Raw genomic sequence first — 16,421 nt, 5'->3', positions numbered from 1 at the left:
CAGATTCCCCCCTTTCCCCCACACGCGGATCACGTCAATGATGCGTAGGTATCTAGTCCCAGCTAGACCTATGTGTCTTTAACTGACCCCAACTATGCTCATCATTACAAAACGTTAGGGCGTGTTATGTACGAGATCTTCTCGAATGGACCGATTGCTAGTGGTGGCCTCAGCGATGAGGACACCACCGACAGTGACGTCGATGTCCAGTCAACTGATGACTGCGCAGACTCTTCGCGCAAGCCAACCATCGTATTCACCTCCATTTTCAAAAAGGGTGATATAAGCTGGCAGGCAGGCGCACCTTGCGAGGGCATGCCCGGAGATATTTTCTTCCCCGAAAAAGGCGGCTCCACTCGCGACGCTAAGAGCGTATGCAAGACCTGCAAGGTGCGACGCGAATGTTTAGAATATGCACTCGCGTATGATGAACGCTTCGGTATCTGGGGTGGCTTGTCTGAGCGCGAAAGGCGTGATATTAAGCAGAATCGATGAGTGTGCTAACGACTAAAAGCCTGACCCAAACCATTGCCATCCTGGTTACGTCGGGTGTTAGCCCGTATCTGAACCAGACTTTAACTGCGCTGGCGCTACAAACCCGCACTCCGCAGCTGATCCTGGTGGTTAATGTTGAGGCCACCAGTGCCTCTACCGCAGATTTACAGGCACTGGTGCAAGCCTCCGGTTTAACCGCGCTAAGCCATACAGAGCTGATAAACGCCCCCGAAGCCATGAATTTTGGTCAGGCTGTAGCGCGCGCCGTCGAATTAATTGAAAGCGGACACTACCGCAGCCACGTAAACACCAACACGCCCCTTTGGCTGTGGCTACTCCATGACGACAGTGCCCCACAGGTTGACTGCCTAGAGAATCTACAAAGCGCCACCGCCAATGCCCGCTCAGTAGCTATGGCTGGGCCCAAACAGGTGGACTGGGATAACCCCGGCAAACTTTTAGAGGTGGGGCTGCGCGTTACCGCCAGTGCTCGCCGCGCCAATGAGATCGTGCCCGGCGAGATTGACCAGGGCCAATACGATGACCGCGTTGACGTGCTAGCGGTTGGTAGCGCCGGTGTTCTGGTGGATTACCACCCCTTCATTAAGCTTGGTGGCTTTAGTGAGCACTTTGGTCCCTTCGGTGACGGCCTGGAACTGTCTAAAGTCATGCGCCTGGCTGGTTACCGCGTAATTGTGGTTCCCGAGGCCGTGATTCGTCACCGGCAAGCCAGCTATTTAGGCTTGCGTGGGTTTGGCTCCAATGCCGACGCCGCTGTAGATGCGTCAGACGACGGCGCCAAGCTCGTCACAGACGCTGAGAGCGCAGGCAGCCCTGACGACGTCGACGACGCGCAGGGGGCAGAAACTGCACCTGACGCAACGGGCGCGGCAGGTGCCAGCGAGGTAGGCGACAGCGAAACCACTGAGCGCACCAAGGTGGCAACCACCCCCAACCCGGAACTTTCCTTCCGTCAGCGCCGCATCGCCCAGCTGCTGAACTGGCTGCAGGTAAGCGCAGTGCCCGCACCGATTTTGGTGTGGCTGTGGATTCTTCCCTTAGGTCTAGGCCGTGGCTTGGCTCGCGCCCTGGCTGGCCAGGGGCAACTGGCGCGAGACGAAATCGCCTCAGCCTACTGGCTAGTAAGCCACCCGCGTGTGGTGCACGGGCTGCGCGCCCGGCTTATGCGCAACGCCCGCCTGCCCAGGCGCGCCCTAAATGAGCTGTACCTGCCGGCCAGCGAAATTCGCCAGGTCAACCGCGACCAGGTGCGTCAGGTGCGCCAACAGCGCGAACGTGAACAGGCCCCCAGCGAACTCGAAAGCCGCGAACTGACCTTCATCGCTCGCCGCCGGCTACAGGTTTTCAGCCTACTGCTGGTGCTAACGCTAGGAGTGGGCGGCTGGCTGCTGCGCTCAGTGGCGCTAGCAGGCGCAGTTTCAGGCCACTTCACCTTTGGTTACGACTACTCCGTGCACGAGGGCTGGCAGTTAGTCACCAGTAACTGGTTGCCCAGCGGCGACGGCGTGGCCACCTGGCCAGTAACCGCCTTCATTCCTTTTGCACTGCTGCGCACAATCACCGCGCCCCTAGCCCTAACCAGTGCAAACCTGAACTACGTGCTGCTGGTGGCCTTCCTACCGCTGAGCCTGCTAGGCGCCTGGGTAGCAGCCGGGGCGTTAACTCGGCGTATCGCGCTGCGCGCCTGGGCGGCGGCTGCCTGGGTGATTAACCCGCTGAGCCTGACCTACCTGATGCAGGGGCGTATTAACTCGGCGCTAGTACACCTACTGCTTCCCTTCGCCCTAGCTGCCACTTTGCGTGGCCTGGGTTGGGCACGCCGTGAAGCGGTGGCACCCGGAACCGTGGGCTCACGTGAACACGATGAGGACGCCACTGAAGCTGAGGCCCCCGAAACAGCCCTGCCCCTGGCCCTGGCCCGCCCGCTCAAACGCTGGGACGTTAACTACCATGCGCTAGCCAGCGCCGCCCTAGCCTGGGCGCTAATTACCTGCCTGGCCCCGCTAGTGGGCCCGGTGGTAGTGCTAATGACCCTGCTATATGGGCTGTGGCATCACAAAGAGTGGGTGCGTTTAGGGGTTCTGGCCGCTCCCACCCTGGTGGTATTAATCCCCACCATTGGTGCCAGCTTGTCCTTGCTGCGCAGCGGTATGCGCGGCAGTGCCCTGGCGCTTACCTGGGGACAAGCCGGGGAGCTTAACGGCCCGCGTCGCGGCCTCTACCAACTGCTGGTGGGTACTGATCTGAGCCCAGCTGGCTGGGTGCTGGCTGCCTTTACCGTGCTGTTGGCGCTGACTTTGATGGTTATCGGGGCGCTTAGCGGAATGCGGGCGCTGGCCTTAGCGCGACTGACCCTAACTGGTTGGGTGCTCGCCCTGGCGCTGGTGGTATTTGCCCACCGCTTTGGGCAGACCCCCTTTGGCCTGGTCAGTTTTGCCTTCGCGCTGAGCCTGGCTGGGGCTTTGGTAAGCGCCGACGTGTTTAGCCGCGCTAAGCGTTTCACCCTGGCTCGCCCTGGCCGCACTATTAGCGCTTTTAGTGCCTTAGCGATTTTGGCTGCCGGCGTGGGTGGCGTGCTAAGTGCCCCCCAGCTGGAGGTTAGCCAAAGCTCCACGCAGCTAAACGCGATTGGTTTAGAGTCCCAGCATTCAACCACTAAGCAGCGGGTTTTGTACCTTTCCAGCCAGGCAGATCAGCTGCGGGTGCAGTTGTGGCGTGGCGACGGCGTCCAGCTGGCTGATGTAGCTCCGGCTAGTGTCATTAACGCGGCCCGTAGCTACGACGAAGCTAACCTGGCTTTGCTCAACAGTGTTGGTGCGCTACTTAAAGGCCAGCAGTCAGGGGCTGTCGATAGCCTAGCTAGCCACGGTGTCAGCCTGATTTTGCTGCAAAAAGGCCAGTCCACCGCGATCGCGGCAGATACCGCCAGCGCCCTGGATGCTACCCCGGGCCTGGAGCGTCTAGCTGACACCCCCACCGCCATGGTTTGGCGCGTTAACCCCTCCCATGCGGACCTGTCGGCGCGGGTACATGCGCAGGGCGCAGATAATACGGTCAAAGCAGTTTCTGCCTCCATACTCACTTCTGGAGCTCAGCTGCCAGCCAGCTCCGCTAGCCGCACCCTGATTCTTAACGAACGTGCCTCTAGCCATTGGAAAGCTAGCTTCAACGGTCAGGCTTTAACCCCCACCAAGGTGGATAAGTGGCGTCAAGCCTATGTTTTGCCCTCTCAAACTGGACGCGTTGAAATTAAATACGGCACTAGCGCCCCGCTGGGCCTGGCCCTGATGGTTTTTGCCGGGCTCTATGTGTTGGCAGCCGTGCCGTTTAGGAAGCAGTCATGAAGCAGCTCAAAATATTTACCCGCCCTGAGCGTCTGACCTGGAAAGGTGCCCTCTCTAGCGTGGGGGCCCTAGCCTTGACCTGCAGTGGGGGAGCGCTGGCCTGGCAAGCTAATGGCTGGTCGGTATATAAATACGCGCCTGGTATTGAGCAAACAGTTACGGTTACTAGTGCCAGTGATGATCTGATTTGCCCTGCTAGCGCCGAAAATAACCTACAGGCCCCGGCTTACACCCAGCCGGTGGGCTACACCCTAAGCGTTGGCGACATTAAACGTGCCGGCGGTAGCCAGGCCTCCATTAAAGACGGAGTAGTCTCTAGCTACGACATTTCAGGCGCCACCATTAAGCTGGATCAATCCGCCTCCCGAACTAAAGCGGGTGGGGCCATGGTGGCTTACTCCGATAGTGGAGACCTGCGTTCTTTAACTGCCGGCGGCTGCGTTCAAAGCTCAGTGACCAGCTGGATTGTTGGTGGAGCCACTATTGTGGGTAGCTCCTCGACGCTGTATGTGGCCAACCCGGGTAACACCACTGTTAACGTTAAGGTCACCGCCTGGGGTGCTAGCGGCGAGATTTCCTTGCCTAGCGACGGCCAGCTGTCTATTGCTCCCGGTAAAGCCACCCAGTTGGCTTTGGAGAACTCTGCCGACGCCGACCCTCAGCTAGCTTTACGGGTACAGGCTGAAGGTGGTCGCGTGGCCGCCTGGGTAGCCTCACAAAAGCTCGACGGCGAATCTGCGGCAGGCAGTGACATTATTACTTCTACGGCTTCGGCGGGCACTTCACTGACCATTGGGGCGCTAAGTATTGATAAGGCTGCCTCGCAAATCACCCCCCAGGCAGCTGCTGCTGATGCCGCTGCGACGCCGTCGCCCAGCGCAGCTGCCAGCGCCACAGCTACCCCCAGCGCTAAAGCCACTGCCAAGGCGAGTGCAAAAGCTAGCAGCGCTGCTAAAGCAAGTGCCACCCCCAGCGCTAAGGCAAGCGCCAAAGCTACCCCTAGCGCTACCGCTAAGCCCAGCGCCAAAGCTACCCCTAGCGCTACCGCTAAGCCCAGCGCCACTGCGACCCCCAGCGCTACTGCGACTACAGCCGCAGCGACGCCATCGCCCAGCGCAAGCGCAGACAGCCTGGACCTAAGCGGGGCCCTTAACGAGCCGCGCCTGCGGGTGCTTAACCCCGGGGACAAAACCGCGCATGTGAAAGTAACCCTGCTGGGTAAAAGCGGGCCGGTACAGTTCGCGCCCGCCAGTGGCCTAAACGTTAAGGCTGGCCAAGTGGCTGACCTGCCGCTAGGCGGGCTAGCTCAGGGTACTTACGGCGTCAAAATTGACTCTGACCAGCCGGTAAGCGCCGCCGCGCTGTCTACCTCGCAGGGTAGTGAATACCCGGAGCTGTCAGGCCAGCACATCCACGATTTCACCTGGTCTCAGGCCCAAACTGGCCAAGGTGGGGTGGCTATGCTGCCGCGCCAAGACGTAACTAGCCAGCTGCTGCTAACTAACCCCTCAGCCCAGCCCAAGCAGGTCACGCTTAGCGCGATCGGCTCTAACTGGACCAGCACGCTGACCTTGCCGGCGCTGTCAACCCAGGTGGCGCAGGTTCCTGAAAGTGTGCAGGCGGTTAGTGTTAGCGGCGCAGTTCCAGCCACCTTGGTTAGCCGCGAAACCTCTGGTGATCAGGCGGGCACACTGATCTCGGTGATTGACCGAATTGAAGTGACTGAAGCCACCGCCCAGCGGCGTATTCGGCTGTAGTACTCGCTTAGTAATCAGGGTCCAGCTTAGTAATCAGGGTCCAGGTCTTGGGGTAAAACCCCAAGGGCCTGGGCACACTGCTCTAACAGCACGATATAAAGCACCTCTTGCAACTGCTCAGGGCTAATACACTGGGAGCGGATAGGGCGCTGGTAGAGCACAATTCGAGCGTGCAAACCTGCTTTATGTTCAGCCGGGAAGAACCGGGCCAGGCAGGTGGCATCCTCCCAGGGGGCCGGATCTGAAGCCGGCACTGCCTCCACTGCCAGCTCAACTTGGCCAAGCTTAGAGTGGCGCTGGGATAGCTCCCTAAAAATCTCCACTGCCACCTGATCAAACTGGGCTGAGCGAGTATTCCAGCCCGGGTGGTTGGGACGCAGCAGAGGTAGACCCAGGTTTCGCCCGTGGCGCGCGCGTCTACGTGCGCGTTTAGCACGAGCCGCCCCACTGAAACCAGGTGAGGCGGCTACGCGTACATATAGATTACGGCGAGCAATCTGAGGGTCTTTCACGCCCTCAGTTTACTCAGCTCAGGCGCTACGGCGAGAACGCAAAACCAGCGCGCCCGCACCAGTAGCCAACAAAGCTAGGGCAAATAGGCCAGCGGCGGCATCCAAACCGGTGATAGCCAGCTTAGAAGAGTGCACAGCACCAGTCTTAACCTTGGCGTTAGCGCTAGGCAGCTTGTCAGTTACCAACACGCCAGCGTCAACCGGGGCAGGTAGCGGTGAAGGCTTAGCGGGCACAACCGGCAGCGGCGAAAGCGGGGTCCTAGGCTCCTGCGGGATAGCGATAGCCGTGGGCTCCTGCGTGGGGGCCGCAGTAGGCTCCTGGCTAGGTTCCGCCGTGGGCTCCTGCGTGGGGGCTGCGGGCGCTGTCTCGGTGGGGGCAGGCGTGGGGGTTGCTGCCGGGCCCAAATACACAGCCTGAATATAGGCGTTGGGGCCAAAATCAGCGGCGCTAGCAGGCGTTTCCTTGGTGGCATTGTCTGCGCCAGCTACCAAAATAGGGGTTTCGGTAGGCCACGCGCCAGAGAAGGCCACAGAAATACCAAAGCGAGTACCTGGCTGCTTAGCCTTAATGGTGGTTACCTGGTCACCCAAACCGCTGATGGGGTGAGAACCAGCGGTAAAAGCAGTGGTCGGGAAGTAGTAGACCTCGCCGTCGCCTGCATGGGGGGCACCTACAGCCACCAAATTAGGCTTACCCTCACGGGCATAAGAAGCCACTGACCAGCCAGAGCCGGTGCCGGTAAGCACCGCAACATTGGGGTCAGTCTGGTTAGCGCTGTTAATCGTGTAGGTGCTGTGACCGCTATAAAGCAGCGCCACGCCGCCATTAAAACCAATCAGGGTGTCATCGTAGCCATCGCCGTTAACGTCTCCGGCGCTAGCAGCTGTAGTGGCCTTACCCAGGTAGGTGTTGCCTTCCAGAGTGATTTCAACGGCCCTACGGAGAGGGTCGTCTAGGTCAGGATAGCTTATAATATCGGCTACTAACCAAGCTTTACCGTGCTTGCCATTAGCATCAGAGGCGGTAATCACGTAGTAGGTACGGCCACCAACATCAACATTGCTGACGGGTTGAATGGAATCAAAGAACATGCCTGTAGGGCTGTACAACTTCTGGTTGGTCGTATAGTGTTCGGGATCGTTTAAATCTATATCGACCCGCCTATCAGCACTCAGACGATAAGCCACTGAGTGGTCGCCTTCAGGGTTAAGTACGACGATGTCACTAGTGTACTCGCCGTCGTATTTTCTATTCGCGAAGACGGCTGAGAAGTTGGTGGTACCCGGGGTACCGGTGATAGTGAAACCCTGGCCTTTTTCTGAGAGCTTGGTGTAGTCAACGTCAGAAAAGTCAGTCCTGCCGTAAATTAGCCAAGCTTTACCGGCAGTTGATGAGGAAACCAGGATCTCATCTTTGCCATCATGGTCAACGTCAGCTACGCAGGAGACAGAAACATTAGGTGAAGCAGGAATCTTGAAGCTGCTTGTGCCCGCCACCGGCATTTTGCCGCCGGGGTTGCCGCCCGGAATGACGGTAACCAGGCCGGAAGGGGAGGCCGTAACGATGTCTTGCTTACCAGAGCTGGTAGAGCCATAGCCCCTGCCATCGCCATTGACATCACAGAACCGATCCTTGGCGATGGTAGAGCCGATCTGCGTACCTACCCAGGTACGCTCGTTTTCGACAGATTGTTCAGGGGCTGCATTAGCTAGCGTGGGGAGCGCTAGAGCTGCAATGCAAAGCCCAGCTAGCGCACTGTTGCGACGCCGGTTTGCGGCGAGTAACCACGACGGGACCATGGCTTCCTCTCTTAAGGGAGTAATTAACCTGTGTGTATCCTAGCAAAGCTGATAAAAGGCTGTTAGCGATTAGGTCCTAAAGAGACCGTGTTGTAATACAAATCAACCTCGGGGGATTTGCATACCCTTACTTTGTTACACGCCGGTGGCGCAAAAAGCGTTCAGATAGTGATATCGGCGGTATGGTTTTAGTGGCACTTTGTTAGTAATGGAACGGCATTTGCCCTAAGGTTAGGAAATTATAATTGAGCAAACGTGAAGCCTATCGCCGTGGCCCAGTGCTGCTGCGTGGTAGCCAGATCCCGCGAGACACCTCCGATGCTCGCCTGCTAGCTAGCTCCGACGACGCCGCCTGGCTGCATGAGGACCCCTGGCGGGTGTTGCGTATCCAGTCTGAGTTTGTAGAAGGCTTTGGGGCGCTTACTGGCATTGGCCCGGCTATCAGCGTCTTTGGTTCAGCCCGCACTCCTAAAGACGCGGCCGCCTATGAGCAAGCTCGCGCTGTAGGGGCCAGTTTAGCTAATGCCGGTTATGCGGTTATCACCGGTGGCGGTCCGGGCATGATGGAAGCGGCTAACCGTGGGGCTCATGAGGCAGGCGGTTTAAGTGTTGGCTTAGGAATTGAGTTGCCGCACGAACAAGGCCTAAACGAATATGTTGATTTAGGCGTTAACTTCCGCTATTTCTTCGCACGCAAAACTATGTTCATTAAGTATTCGGATGGTTTCGTGGTTATGCCAGGGGGATTTGGCACCATGGACGAATTGTTTGAAGCTACTACCTTAGTGCAAACTCAAAAGGCCCGCTCTTTCCCAATTGTGTTAGTGGGAGAAGATTATTGGGGGCCATTGTTAGATTGGATGTCTACCACAATGGTTGCGGAAGGCATGATTAGTGCTGATGACATGAATTTATTGCAGCTAGCTGATAATGCTGAGCAGGCGGTTGACCTGGTGGTTTCTGGCGCTAGCGCCAGGATTGCCGCTAAAGCCGCAGAAAACCGCGCTCATCGCCGTGCTGAGCAGTGCTGATAGCGTTAAATAGCAGCCATGAAATTTGGTGTTTTTACGCACCTAGCGATCACATTTAAAGGTTTACAAGACTATACTGGCAGCAGTTGAGTGTGCGTTTTGGGATCCATACTCGTGATTAGCGAAAGGTGATGCCATGGCAGCCATGAAACCTCGGACTGGCGACGGTCCGCTTGAGGTAGTCAAGGAAGGTCGTTCCATCATTATGCGTATGCCTCTAGAAGGCGGCGGCCGACTGGTGCTTGAAATTAGCCCCGAAGAGGTCAAAGACCTCGCCGCAGCGTTAGAGGCCATCTAAGTCTCAGCGCTAACATACATAAAGGGTCACTCTTTGTGAGTGACCCTTTTGCTTTATAAATAGCGGTTTTAAGCCAATTTTGCGTAGTTTAAAGCTCGACGCCGGCTGCGGCCGGGGCGGGGCGCTTGGCCGCGTTAGCGGCCCGCAAAATATCGCGCGGGCTTAGCTCCACCTGGCTGCGTAGCTGCGCTAGCAGAGCCGCATCAGCATCGCTTAGGGGAGCCAGCGCAATATTGGCTGCGGCAGCGTCTACAGCCGCCGCAGTGGGGGCGGTGGCCGCTGGGGCGTCAGCGTTGGTTGTAGCGTCGCTGTCAGCATCGCTAGGCTCATCATCAAGACTCTGGCCCTCTAGTGCCTGGTTGAGTGCGCTAGCTGAGTTGCCGGTGTCTACTTGGGCACTAGTGACCGAGTCGGGCGGGTTTATGTAGGCAGTGTCATCAAAATTGCCGCTCTCGGCGGCCTCGGGGGCGTCAGTAACGGCAGGGGCAAAATCAGTCTCAGTGCTGGCTGCGTCACTGTCAGTAGCCTGTGCGCTAGCGCTGGTGCTGGCCTGTTCAGCGTCAGTGTCAGCCGCGCTGGCCTGGTCAGCGTTAACCCCGGCAGTGTCATTAGTATCAGTGGGCTCAGCCAGGGGAGCTTGCCCAGGCTGGGACTGCAGGGCATCGCGGCCGCTAGTGGCGACGTCGTCGGCTACAGAAACCGTGTCGGTGACAGTTTCTTTAAGGGCCTCAAGCGGATTGCTCAGATCACGCTTAATAGCCTCAAGATCCTCACCCATAACGTCACGCACAATTTTGCGCGGGTCGTAATTGCGCGGGTCAAAATCAGCCAGCTTCAGATCTGACAACTCTGGGCCTAGCTCCTCGCGTACCGAAGCCTTAGCGCCTTCCAAGCTCACGCGGGCTTTACGCACAAACTGGGCGAAAGTACGCGTGTATTCAGGCAGCCGGGAGGGGCCGATCACCACCATGATCACCAGCAGGATTACTAGGAACTCGCCACCGCTAATACCAAACACGTCTCCTAGTATAAATTCCCCTATGCAGCTGCGGCGCCTAACCGGGGCCAATTTATGCCCTAGGAATGATGGCCTTGCCCACCTGGTGAGCTAGTTGGCCATATTTTCTTCCTTAAGGCGATACTATGTAAGCGCTGTTCCCACCCGTCATATGCCAGGAGTGTCTGTTGCGTGCTGATAAAAACCTCACCTGGGTCTATACCGAGGAGCAGGCTTTCGAAGACGAGGTGCTGACGCTGGCCCGTCTGCGCGGCACTGAACTGGGGGCCACCCCGGTCTCCAGCGGTACAGGTGCAGCGCTGCGTATGCTGGCAGCCGCATCGCGAGCCAAGGCTGTAGCTGAGGTTGGTACCGGGGTTGGAGTCTCAGGCTTGTGGTTGCTTTCAGGCATGGGTTCCGACGGCGTACTAACCACCATTGATCTGGAGGCTGAACTACATCGCCAAGCTAGGCGCATGTTTATGAATGCCGGTTACCAAGCTTCGCGTTTCCGCATGATTAACGGACGCGCCAGCGACGTGATGCCACGTATGGCAGCCAACTCTTACGACATGGTGGTACTCGATTGCGGCCCCAGCGAAAGCGCCAACCTAGTCAACATGGCGCTACGTATGCTGCGCGTAGGCGGCATCCTAGCCATCACGCGCGCGCTATGGAACGACAATGTGGCTGACCCGGCCCGTCGCGATCCGCAAACCGTAATCATGCGTCAACTGGGGCGTGAACTTATCGCTCACGAGCAACTGCTGACCAATATCTTGCCAGTGGGCGACGGCTTGCTAGTTAGCGTCAAACTCAGCTAGATAGCCAAACCCGGCTAGAGACCCAAACTGATTAGACCTAATTAGAGCCAAAACCACTTAGGGCCAAAACTGGTTAGGCTCAAGACTGGTTAGGTCCAAAACCGAATAGGTCTAAAACTGATCAGGTCCGAAACCAGGTTAGACGTGGGGGGCCCGCTTGCATTGCAAGCGGGCCCCCCACAGCTTGGTTTGGTGAAGGTTTGGTTTGTCAAAGCGCGTTCGTTTCAAAGCGTGCTCGTTAAAAAACGCCAGATTAAAGAGGCGATTTAAAAGTGCAGCTTAAGGCGCGGTGTCTTTAAACCGGGCTGACGCCTAGGCTGCGGCCAGCCAGGCCGCGTGCACGGTGACCCAGCTTGCGCGCCACCCCAGCTAGACCCTGGGCGGCGCTGGAGCCAGCGGCGGGGCGGCCGTCGTCGGCAATAGAAGCCGGTACCCCACAGTCAGAGCCCTCACGCACATTAATGTCCAGCGGCAGCTGCGCTAGCACCGGCACCTCATAACCCAGCTCACGGCTCAGGTTAGCGGCCACCTGGGCGCCTCCACCGGAACCGAAAATCTCTAGGGTGGTGCCGTCGGGCTGCTCAATGTAGGACATGTTCTCGATTACCCCAACCACCTTCTGTTTGGTTTGGCTGGCAATCAGGCCGGTACGCTCAGCCACCTCAGCGGCAGCTGTCTGCGGGGTGGTTACTACCAAAATCTCGGCGTTAGGTAGCAGCTGAGCCACCGAAATGGTCACGTCACCGGTTCCCGGAGGTAGGTCTAGCAGCAGCACGTCTAGGTCACCCCAGAACACGTCGGTGAGGAATTGCTGCACGGCGCGGTGCAGCATCGGGCCACGCCACACCACTGGCTGGTGTTCGCCCACAAACATGCCGATAGAAATAACCTTCACCCCGTGGGAAACCGGGGGCACAATCATGCCGTCAAGCTGGGTGGGTACGTGGTCCACGCCCAACATGCGGGGGATAGAGAAACCGTAAATATCGGCGTCAACTACGCCAACGCTGAGTCCCTGGGCGGCCATGGCGGCAGCCAAGTTGGCGGTTACCGAAGATTTACCAACGCCGCCCTTACCGGAGGTGACCGCATAGACGCGGGTCAGGTTGCCGGGCTTGGTGAAAGGAATTTCCGGCTCGGCCACGCCACCGCGCAGCTTTGTGCGTAGGGCGGCACGCTCCTCGTCGTTCATAACCCCCAGCTCCACCTTGACGCTGGTTACGCCAGCGACGGCGCCAACCTCGCGTTGGGTGTCAGCGGTTAGGGTGTCTTTAAGCGGGCAACCTGCCACGGTGAGGTTCAAACCGATAGTAACTGCGCCGTCGTCGGCAATATCAATAGAACGCACCATGCCCAGCTGCGTAACTGGGCGGCGAATTTCAGGATCGATGACGCGCTCTAGAGCGGCCTCAATAGCCTCTTGGGTGGGTAGTGTCATGAGCTAATACTAAAGCCCAGCTAACACTTCTATAGAAGCAGTGCGGTCATAGATCACATTTGAGATATCTAGCAGCGAAAAAGCTGCCGCCCCCAAAAGGGTGTTAGCTGGGCCGATAGACGGCGTCTAGTCGTGGTTGGAAGTAGGGTTGTTTTGCTGTTGGCACTGCTGATCTAACTGATGCTGCTGCTCTAGCTGAGCTTGGCGCTGAGCAAACTCGGCTTGCTGCTGGGCGGCGGCCTGGATCAGGTTACTTTCCTCAGCCACAATCTCCATCAGCAAGTCACGCATCTCTGAACGCACAAAGTCGCGGGTGGCCACATCGTTCATAGCTAGACGCAGCGCCGCAATTTCACGGGTCAGAAACTCGGTGTCAGCCAGGTTGCGCTCAGCGCGCTGACGATCCTGCTCAGCAGTTACGCGGTCGCGGTCATCTTGGCGGTTCTGTGCCAACATAATCAGCGGCGCTGAATATGAAGCCTGGGTAGAAAAAGCCAGGTTAAGCAGGATGAATGGGTACTCATCCCAGGCATAACCCACGCTAGCTAGGGCCACATTCGCAACGATCCAGGCGGTTACGAAAATGGTCATATACAGCACGAATGAGGGTGAACCCATAAATCGGGCGGTGGCCTCAGCAAAACGGCCAAAACCGTCCTTATCGCCGCCGCCGCGCCGCCACGGCTTCCAGCCGCGCTGTGAAGGGTCTAGGGGAGTGTCTAGAGAGTCAGCCATTTGCACTCTTTTCGATGGCCTCATCGGTTACGTCATCGTCAGCGTCACGCCAGTCATCGGGCATGAGGTGGTCCAAAACGTCATCGACGCTGACGGCTCCCACCAGGCGGTCTGCATCATCTACTACAGCCAAGGCGGTTAGGTTATAGGTAGCCAAAATACGGGTAACCGTACCAATAGAGTCACTCGGGGAAACTGATTCCAGATCCCGATCAATAATGGAGCCCACCAGGGTTTGGGGAGGCTCGCGTAGGGCCCGCTGTAAATGCACCACGCCAATAAAACGGCCGGTAGGTGACTCTAGCGGGGGGCGAGCCACAAAACCCATGGTGGCCAGGGCCGGGCTGCCCTCCTCCTTACGGGCGTGGGCCAGGAAGGTGGCTACAGTGGCCTCGGGAGGCAAAATAATAGGCTCAGTGGTCATCAAACCACCGGCGGTGTAGTCGTCATAAGCCATCAGGCGGCGCACGTCGGCAGCCTCATCGGGCTCCATCAGGGCCAGTAGGGCTTCAGCTTTAGGTAAGGGCAGCTCGGAGACTAGGTCGGCGGCGTCGTCAGGCTGCATAACATCCAAAACGTCGGCGGCGCGTGGGGCCTCAAGCTTAGACAAAATAGCTAGCGAATCCTCAGCCGAAAGCTCCTCCAGGGCGTCAGCTAGGCGCTCATCGGTTAGGGCCGTGGCCACCTCAAGGCGGCGTACCGGGGGTAACTCGTGCAGGGCATCAGCCAGGTCAGCAGGCTTTAGATCCTCCATGGTGGCCAGCAGTGCGCTAACCCCCTGCTCATTGGGGCGTAGCGACAGGCCGATGACGTCGCCCACCTCAACGGTGAAAGTTTCGCCCTTGCGTAGCCCCAGGCGCCCAGTGACCGGGCGCTGCACAAATAGGCGCGTCACATTCCAGTCATGGTTGCGGTCTTTTTCGATGCACACGTCGCGAATTTCCACGGTGCCAGACCCGTCACGCAGGGTTACGCGCTTATCTAAAAGCTCACCCACCACCAGGGTCTCTAGTGAACGCTGGGAGAAACGGCGTACGTTAAGTACGCCGGTAGTAATTACCGCCCCCGGTTCCATGGCGGTTACGCGGGAAAGGGGCACAAATACTCGACGGCGCCCGGGTACCTCAACTACCAGCCCAACTGCGCGGGGGGCTGAGCGTAGGTTAATTAAAACGACCACGTCAACCACTTTGCCTACCTGATCACCAAGCGGGTCAAAGACCGCTGTGCCGGCTAGGCGAGCGATGTAGACGCGGGTTGTGGAATGGGTGCGCATAACCTCCATGGTCTTAGGTTAGCCCCCTAGCTATGGCCAGAGCTAACCTCAAAAGTGTGAAAAGATCGGCTAAATAAACCAAATAGTTTTGGGGTGGCACCTCTTAGTAAGTGCCACCCCAAAACCTAGATCAGCCAGTAAAGACAGTTTTAATGGCTAAATTTCGCCGGTCTTAACTACGTATCAGCCGCGCAGAGAACGTACCCAGTTTTCGACGTCGTCGGTGTCACGCGGAATATCGGCGGTGATGCGACGGGCGCTGCCATCAGGGTCAATGACAATGTCGTCCTCAATGCGCACAGCCTGGCCGCGCAGCTCCTCAGGTACCTGCAGGTCATCGGCGCGGAAGTACAGGCCCGGCTCAATGGTGAAGCACATGCCCGGCTCTAGCAGCGCATCCATGTACATTTCCCGGCGTGCCTGGGCGCAGTCGTGCACATCCAGACCCAGGTGGTGGCTGGTGCCGTGCACCATCCAGCGGCGGTGGTACTGGCCCTCAGCCGAAAGCGACTGGGCAGCAGTGACGCCCTCAGGCAGGCAGCCCCAAGACTCTAGACGCTCAGCCAGAACCTCCATGGCGGCATTGTGCAGGTCGCGGAAACGCACCCCGGGCTCGTTAGCCTTAGCGAAAGAAGCATCGGCGGCGTCGAGAACTGCCTGATAAATCTTGCGCTGAGCCTCAGAGAAAGTACCCGAAACCGGCAGGGTACGGGTCACGTCAGCGGTGTAGAGCGAGTCCACCTCGGCGCCGGCGTCAACCAGTACCATGTCAGACTCAAGCACGCGCCCATCGTTGTTAATCCAGTGCAGCGTGTTGGCGTGGTTACCGGAGGCGGCAATGGTGTCATAGCCCAGGCCGTTACCCTCTTCGCGGGCCACGGCGCCAAAAGCACCCTCCAGCACACGCTCACCACGCCAGTGCTCAGTGGCGCGCGGCAGGGAACGAATCAGCTTTTCAAAACCGGACTTGGTGACCGAGACAGCCAGTTCCAGCTGCTCAATTTCCCACTGGTCCTTAATTAAACGTAGCTCAGCCAAAGCCTCTAGCAGCTTGGCGTCGTTAGCGGCGTTAACCTGGGCGTCTACTGCACCGTTTTGGCTGCGCACCTGGTTAACCAGCTCAGTGACACTGGGGTCGGCCTCGCTAACCACACACAGTTCTAGCGTGCCCGCATCCTTAGCTAGGGCGTCACCTAGAGAGTCAATGTGGGCGCAAGCAATACCGGTGGCGTGCTCAACTTCCTCCAGGGAAGGACGCACCCCTACCCACAGCTCGCCGTAGCGCGGGTCGCCATAAAACTCTTCGCTTGAACGTGAAGCGCGCGGACGGAAGTAAAGCACAGCGGTGTGAGTGGGGCCCTGACCGCCGTCACGGATGGGGTCAAGCACCAGCACGGCGTCGGGCTCAAAATCAGTGCCGGTACCGGTCAGATGCGCAAAAGCCGAGTGTGGGCGGAAGCGGTAATCGCAGTCATTGTTGCGTACCTTAAGCGGGCCGGCAGGAATCACTAGGCGCTTGTTGGGGAACAGCTTGCCCAAAGCCTCACGGCGGGCAGCAGCCCAAGGAGCAGACTCATTACGACCCTGCGTGTTTTCCGGGCGCGGGCCCCAGTTAGAGCCAATGAACTCGCGGAAAGCGGAGTTGGCAGGCTGACGTGAACGGTTGTTACCACGGTCAGCTAAAGTCTGGTTGTCGCTGGAAGCGGCGGATTTTTCCTCAGTCATAAAGCCATCATAAGCCGTTTAACGCGCTGGGCCCTAAGCCGTTTAAACGCTGGACCCCGGCGCGGCTGGGCTCGGTGCTGGCGGTGGGGTTGGGCGCTACGGCTCCTAGTGCGGGGGCGGCGAGGCTGGGACCTCGCTGACAGTGAGGCGTTAAGACTTCTAGGGCCG

General features: G+C 58.3%; 13 protein-coding genes. 6 read left to right on the top strand and 7 right to left on the bottom strand.

The features are described 5' to 3' along the window. The first annotated feature begins 126 nt into the window (after nucleotides 1-126). From HMPREF0045_RS10680 to HMPREF0045_RS10415, 3 genes are read left to right on the top strand one after another with little or no spacing between them, the layout of a single operon-like run. Nucleotides 127-495, top strand: a complete 369-nt coding sequence (locus tag HMPREF0045_RS10680; protein ID WP_005985795.1) for a WhiB family transcriptional regulator — start codon at nucleotides 127-129, stop codon at nucleotides 493-495. Beyond that, nucleotides 492-3,860 (top strand): glycosyltransferase, encoded by a 3,369-nt coding sequence (locus tag HMPREF0045_RS04100; RefSeq protein WP_005985793.1) that lies wholly within the window; start codon nucleotides 492-494, stop codon nucleotides 3,858-3,860. Before HMPREF0045_RS10680 ends, HMPREF0045_RS04100 begins: the two co-directional genes overlap by 4 nt. Continuing rightward, nucleotides 3,857-5,617, top strand: coding sequence for a DUF5719 family protein (locus tag HMPREF0045_RS10415; RefSeq protein WP_005985792.1), 1,761 nt, complete (start codon nucleotides 3,857-3,859; stop codon nucleotides 5,615-5,617). The genes HMPREF0045_RS04100 and HMPREF0045_RS10415 overlap by 4 nt, the downstream gene beginning before the upstream one ends. Nucleotides 5,618-5,643: 26 nt before the next feature. Here the strand turns inward: HMPREF0045_RS10415 and HMPREF0045_RS04090 are convergent, their stop codons facing one another. Further along, complete coding sequence (locus HMPREF0045_RS04090; protein WP_005985790.1) at nucleotides 5,644-6,129, bottom strand: metallopeptidase family protein; 486 nt, start codon at nucleotides 6,127-6,129, stop codon at nucleotides 5,644-5,646. Between the two features lie 18 nt (nucleotides 6,130-6,147). Beyond that, entirely contained in the window at nucleotides 6,148-7,929 is a 1,782-nt protein-coding gene (locus tag HMPREF0045_RS04085) for a hypothetical protein (RefSeq protein WP_005985788.1), read from the bottom strand. 245 nt (nucleotides 7,930-8,174) lie between these two features. Between HMPREF0045_RS04085 and HMPREF0045_RS04080 the strand changes: the two genes are divergently transcribed. Further along, the gene (locus HMPREF0045_RS04080; protein WP_005985786.1) at nucleotides 8,175-8,960 is read left to right on the top strand and encodes an LOG family protein; all 786 of its coding nucleotides are present in this window, start codon (nucleotides 8,175-8,177) and stop codon (nucleotides 8,958-8,960) included. Between the two features lie 136 nt (nucleotides 8,961-9,096). After that, nucleotides 9,097-9,258 carry a DUF3117 domain-containing protein gene (locus tag HMPREF0045_RS10030; RefSeq protein WP_005985783.1) on the top strand — a complete coding sequence of 54 codons (162 nt, stop codon included), beginning with the start codon at nucleotides 9,097-9,099 and terminating at the stop codon, nucleotides 9,256-9,258. 88 nt (nucleotides 9,259-9,346) lie between these two features. Here HMPREF0045_RS10030 and HMPREF0045_RS09560 read toward each other — a convergent pair whose 3' ends face one another. After that, nucleotides 9,347-10,276, bottom strand: coding sequence for a twin-arginine translocase TatA/TatE family subunit (locus tag HMPREF0045_RS09560; RefSeq protein ID WP_005985781.1), 930 nt, complete (start codon nucleotides 10,274-10,276; stop codon nucleotides 9,347-9,349). 167 nt (nucleotides 10,277-10,443) lie between these two features. Here HMPREF0045_RS09560 and HMPREF0045_RS04070 point away from each other — a divergent pair, with 167 nt between their 5' ends. Then, complete coding sequence (locus tag HMPREF0045_RS04070) at nucleotides 10,444-11,079, top strand: O-methyltransferase (protein ID WP_005985778.1); 636 nt, start codon at nucleotides 10,444-10,446, stop codon at nucleotides 11,077-11,079. 295 nt (nucleotides 11,080-11,374) lie between these two features. Here HMPREF0045_RS04070 and HMPREF0045_RS04065 read toward each other — a convergent pair whose 3' ends face one another. The 4 genes from HMPREF0045_RS04065 to HMPREF0045_RS04050 form a co-directional block, all read right to left on the bottom strand. Further along, the gene (locus HMPREF0045_RS04065; protein WP_005985776.1) at nucleotides 11,375-12,517 is read right to left on the bottom strand and encodes a P-loop NTPase; all 1,143 of its coding nucleotides are present in this window, start codon (nucleotides 12,515-12,517) and stop codon (nucleotides 11,375-11,377) included. 126 nt (nucleotides 12,518-12,643) lie between these two features. After that, nucleotides 12,644-13,252 carry a DUF1003 domain-containing protein gene (locus HMPREF0045_RS04060; RefSeq protein WP_005985774.1) on the bottom strand — a complete coding sequence of 203 codons (609 nt, stop codon included), beginning with the start codon at nucleotides 13,250-13,252 and terminating at the stop codon, nucleotides 12,644-12,646. Next, nucleotides 13,245-14,537 (bottom strand): magnesium transporter MgtE N-terminal domain-containing protein, encoded by a 1,293-nt coding sequence (locus HMPREF0045_RS04055; protein WP_005985772.1) that lies wholly within the window; start codon nucleotides 14,535-14,537, stop codon nucleotides 13,245-13,247. The genes HMPREF0045_RS04060 and HMPREF0045_RS04055 overlap by 8 nt, the downstream gene beginning before the upstream one ends. Before the next feature lie 174 nt (nucleotides 14,538-14,711). Further along, nucleotides 14,712-16,253 carry an aminopeptidase P family protein gene (locus tag HMPREF0045_RS04050; protein ID WP_005985770.1) on the bottom strand — a complete coding sequence of 514 codons (1,542 nt, stop codon included), beginning with the start codon at nucleotides 16,251-16,253 and terminating at the stop codon, nucleotides 14,712-14,714. Nucleotides 16,254-16,421: the final 168 nt, after the last annotated feature.

Source organism: Actinomyces graevenitzii C83 (assembly GCF_000239695.1).
Classification (GTDB): domain Bacteria; phylum Actinomycetota; class Actinomycetes; order Actinomycetales; family Actinomycetaceae; genus Actinomyces; species Actinomyces graevenitzii.
Note: the sequence above shows the minus strand (reverse complement) of the source record. Positions and strands in the feature narration are given on the sequence as shown.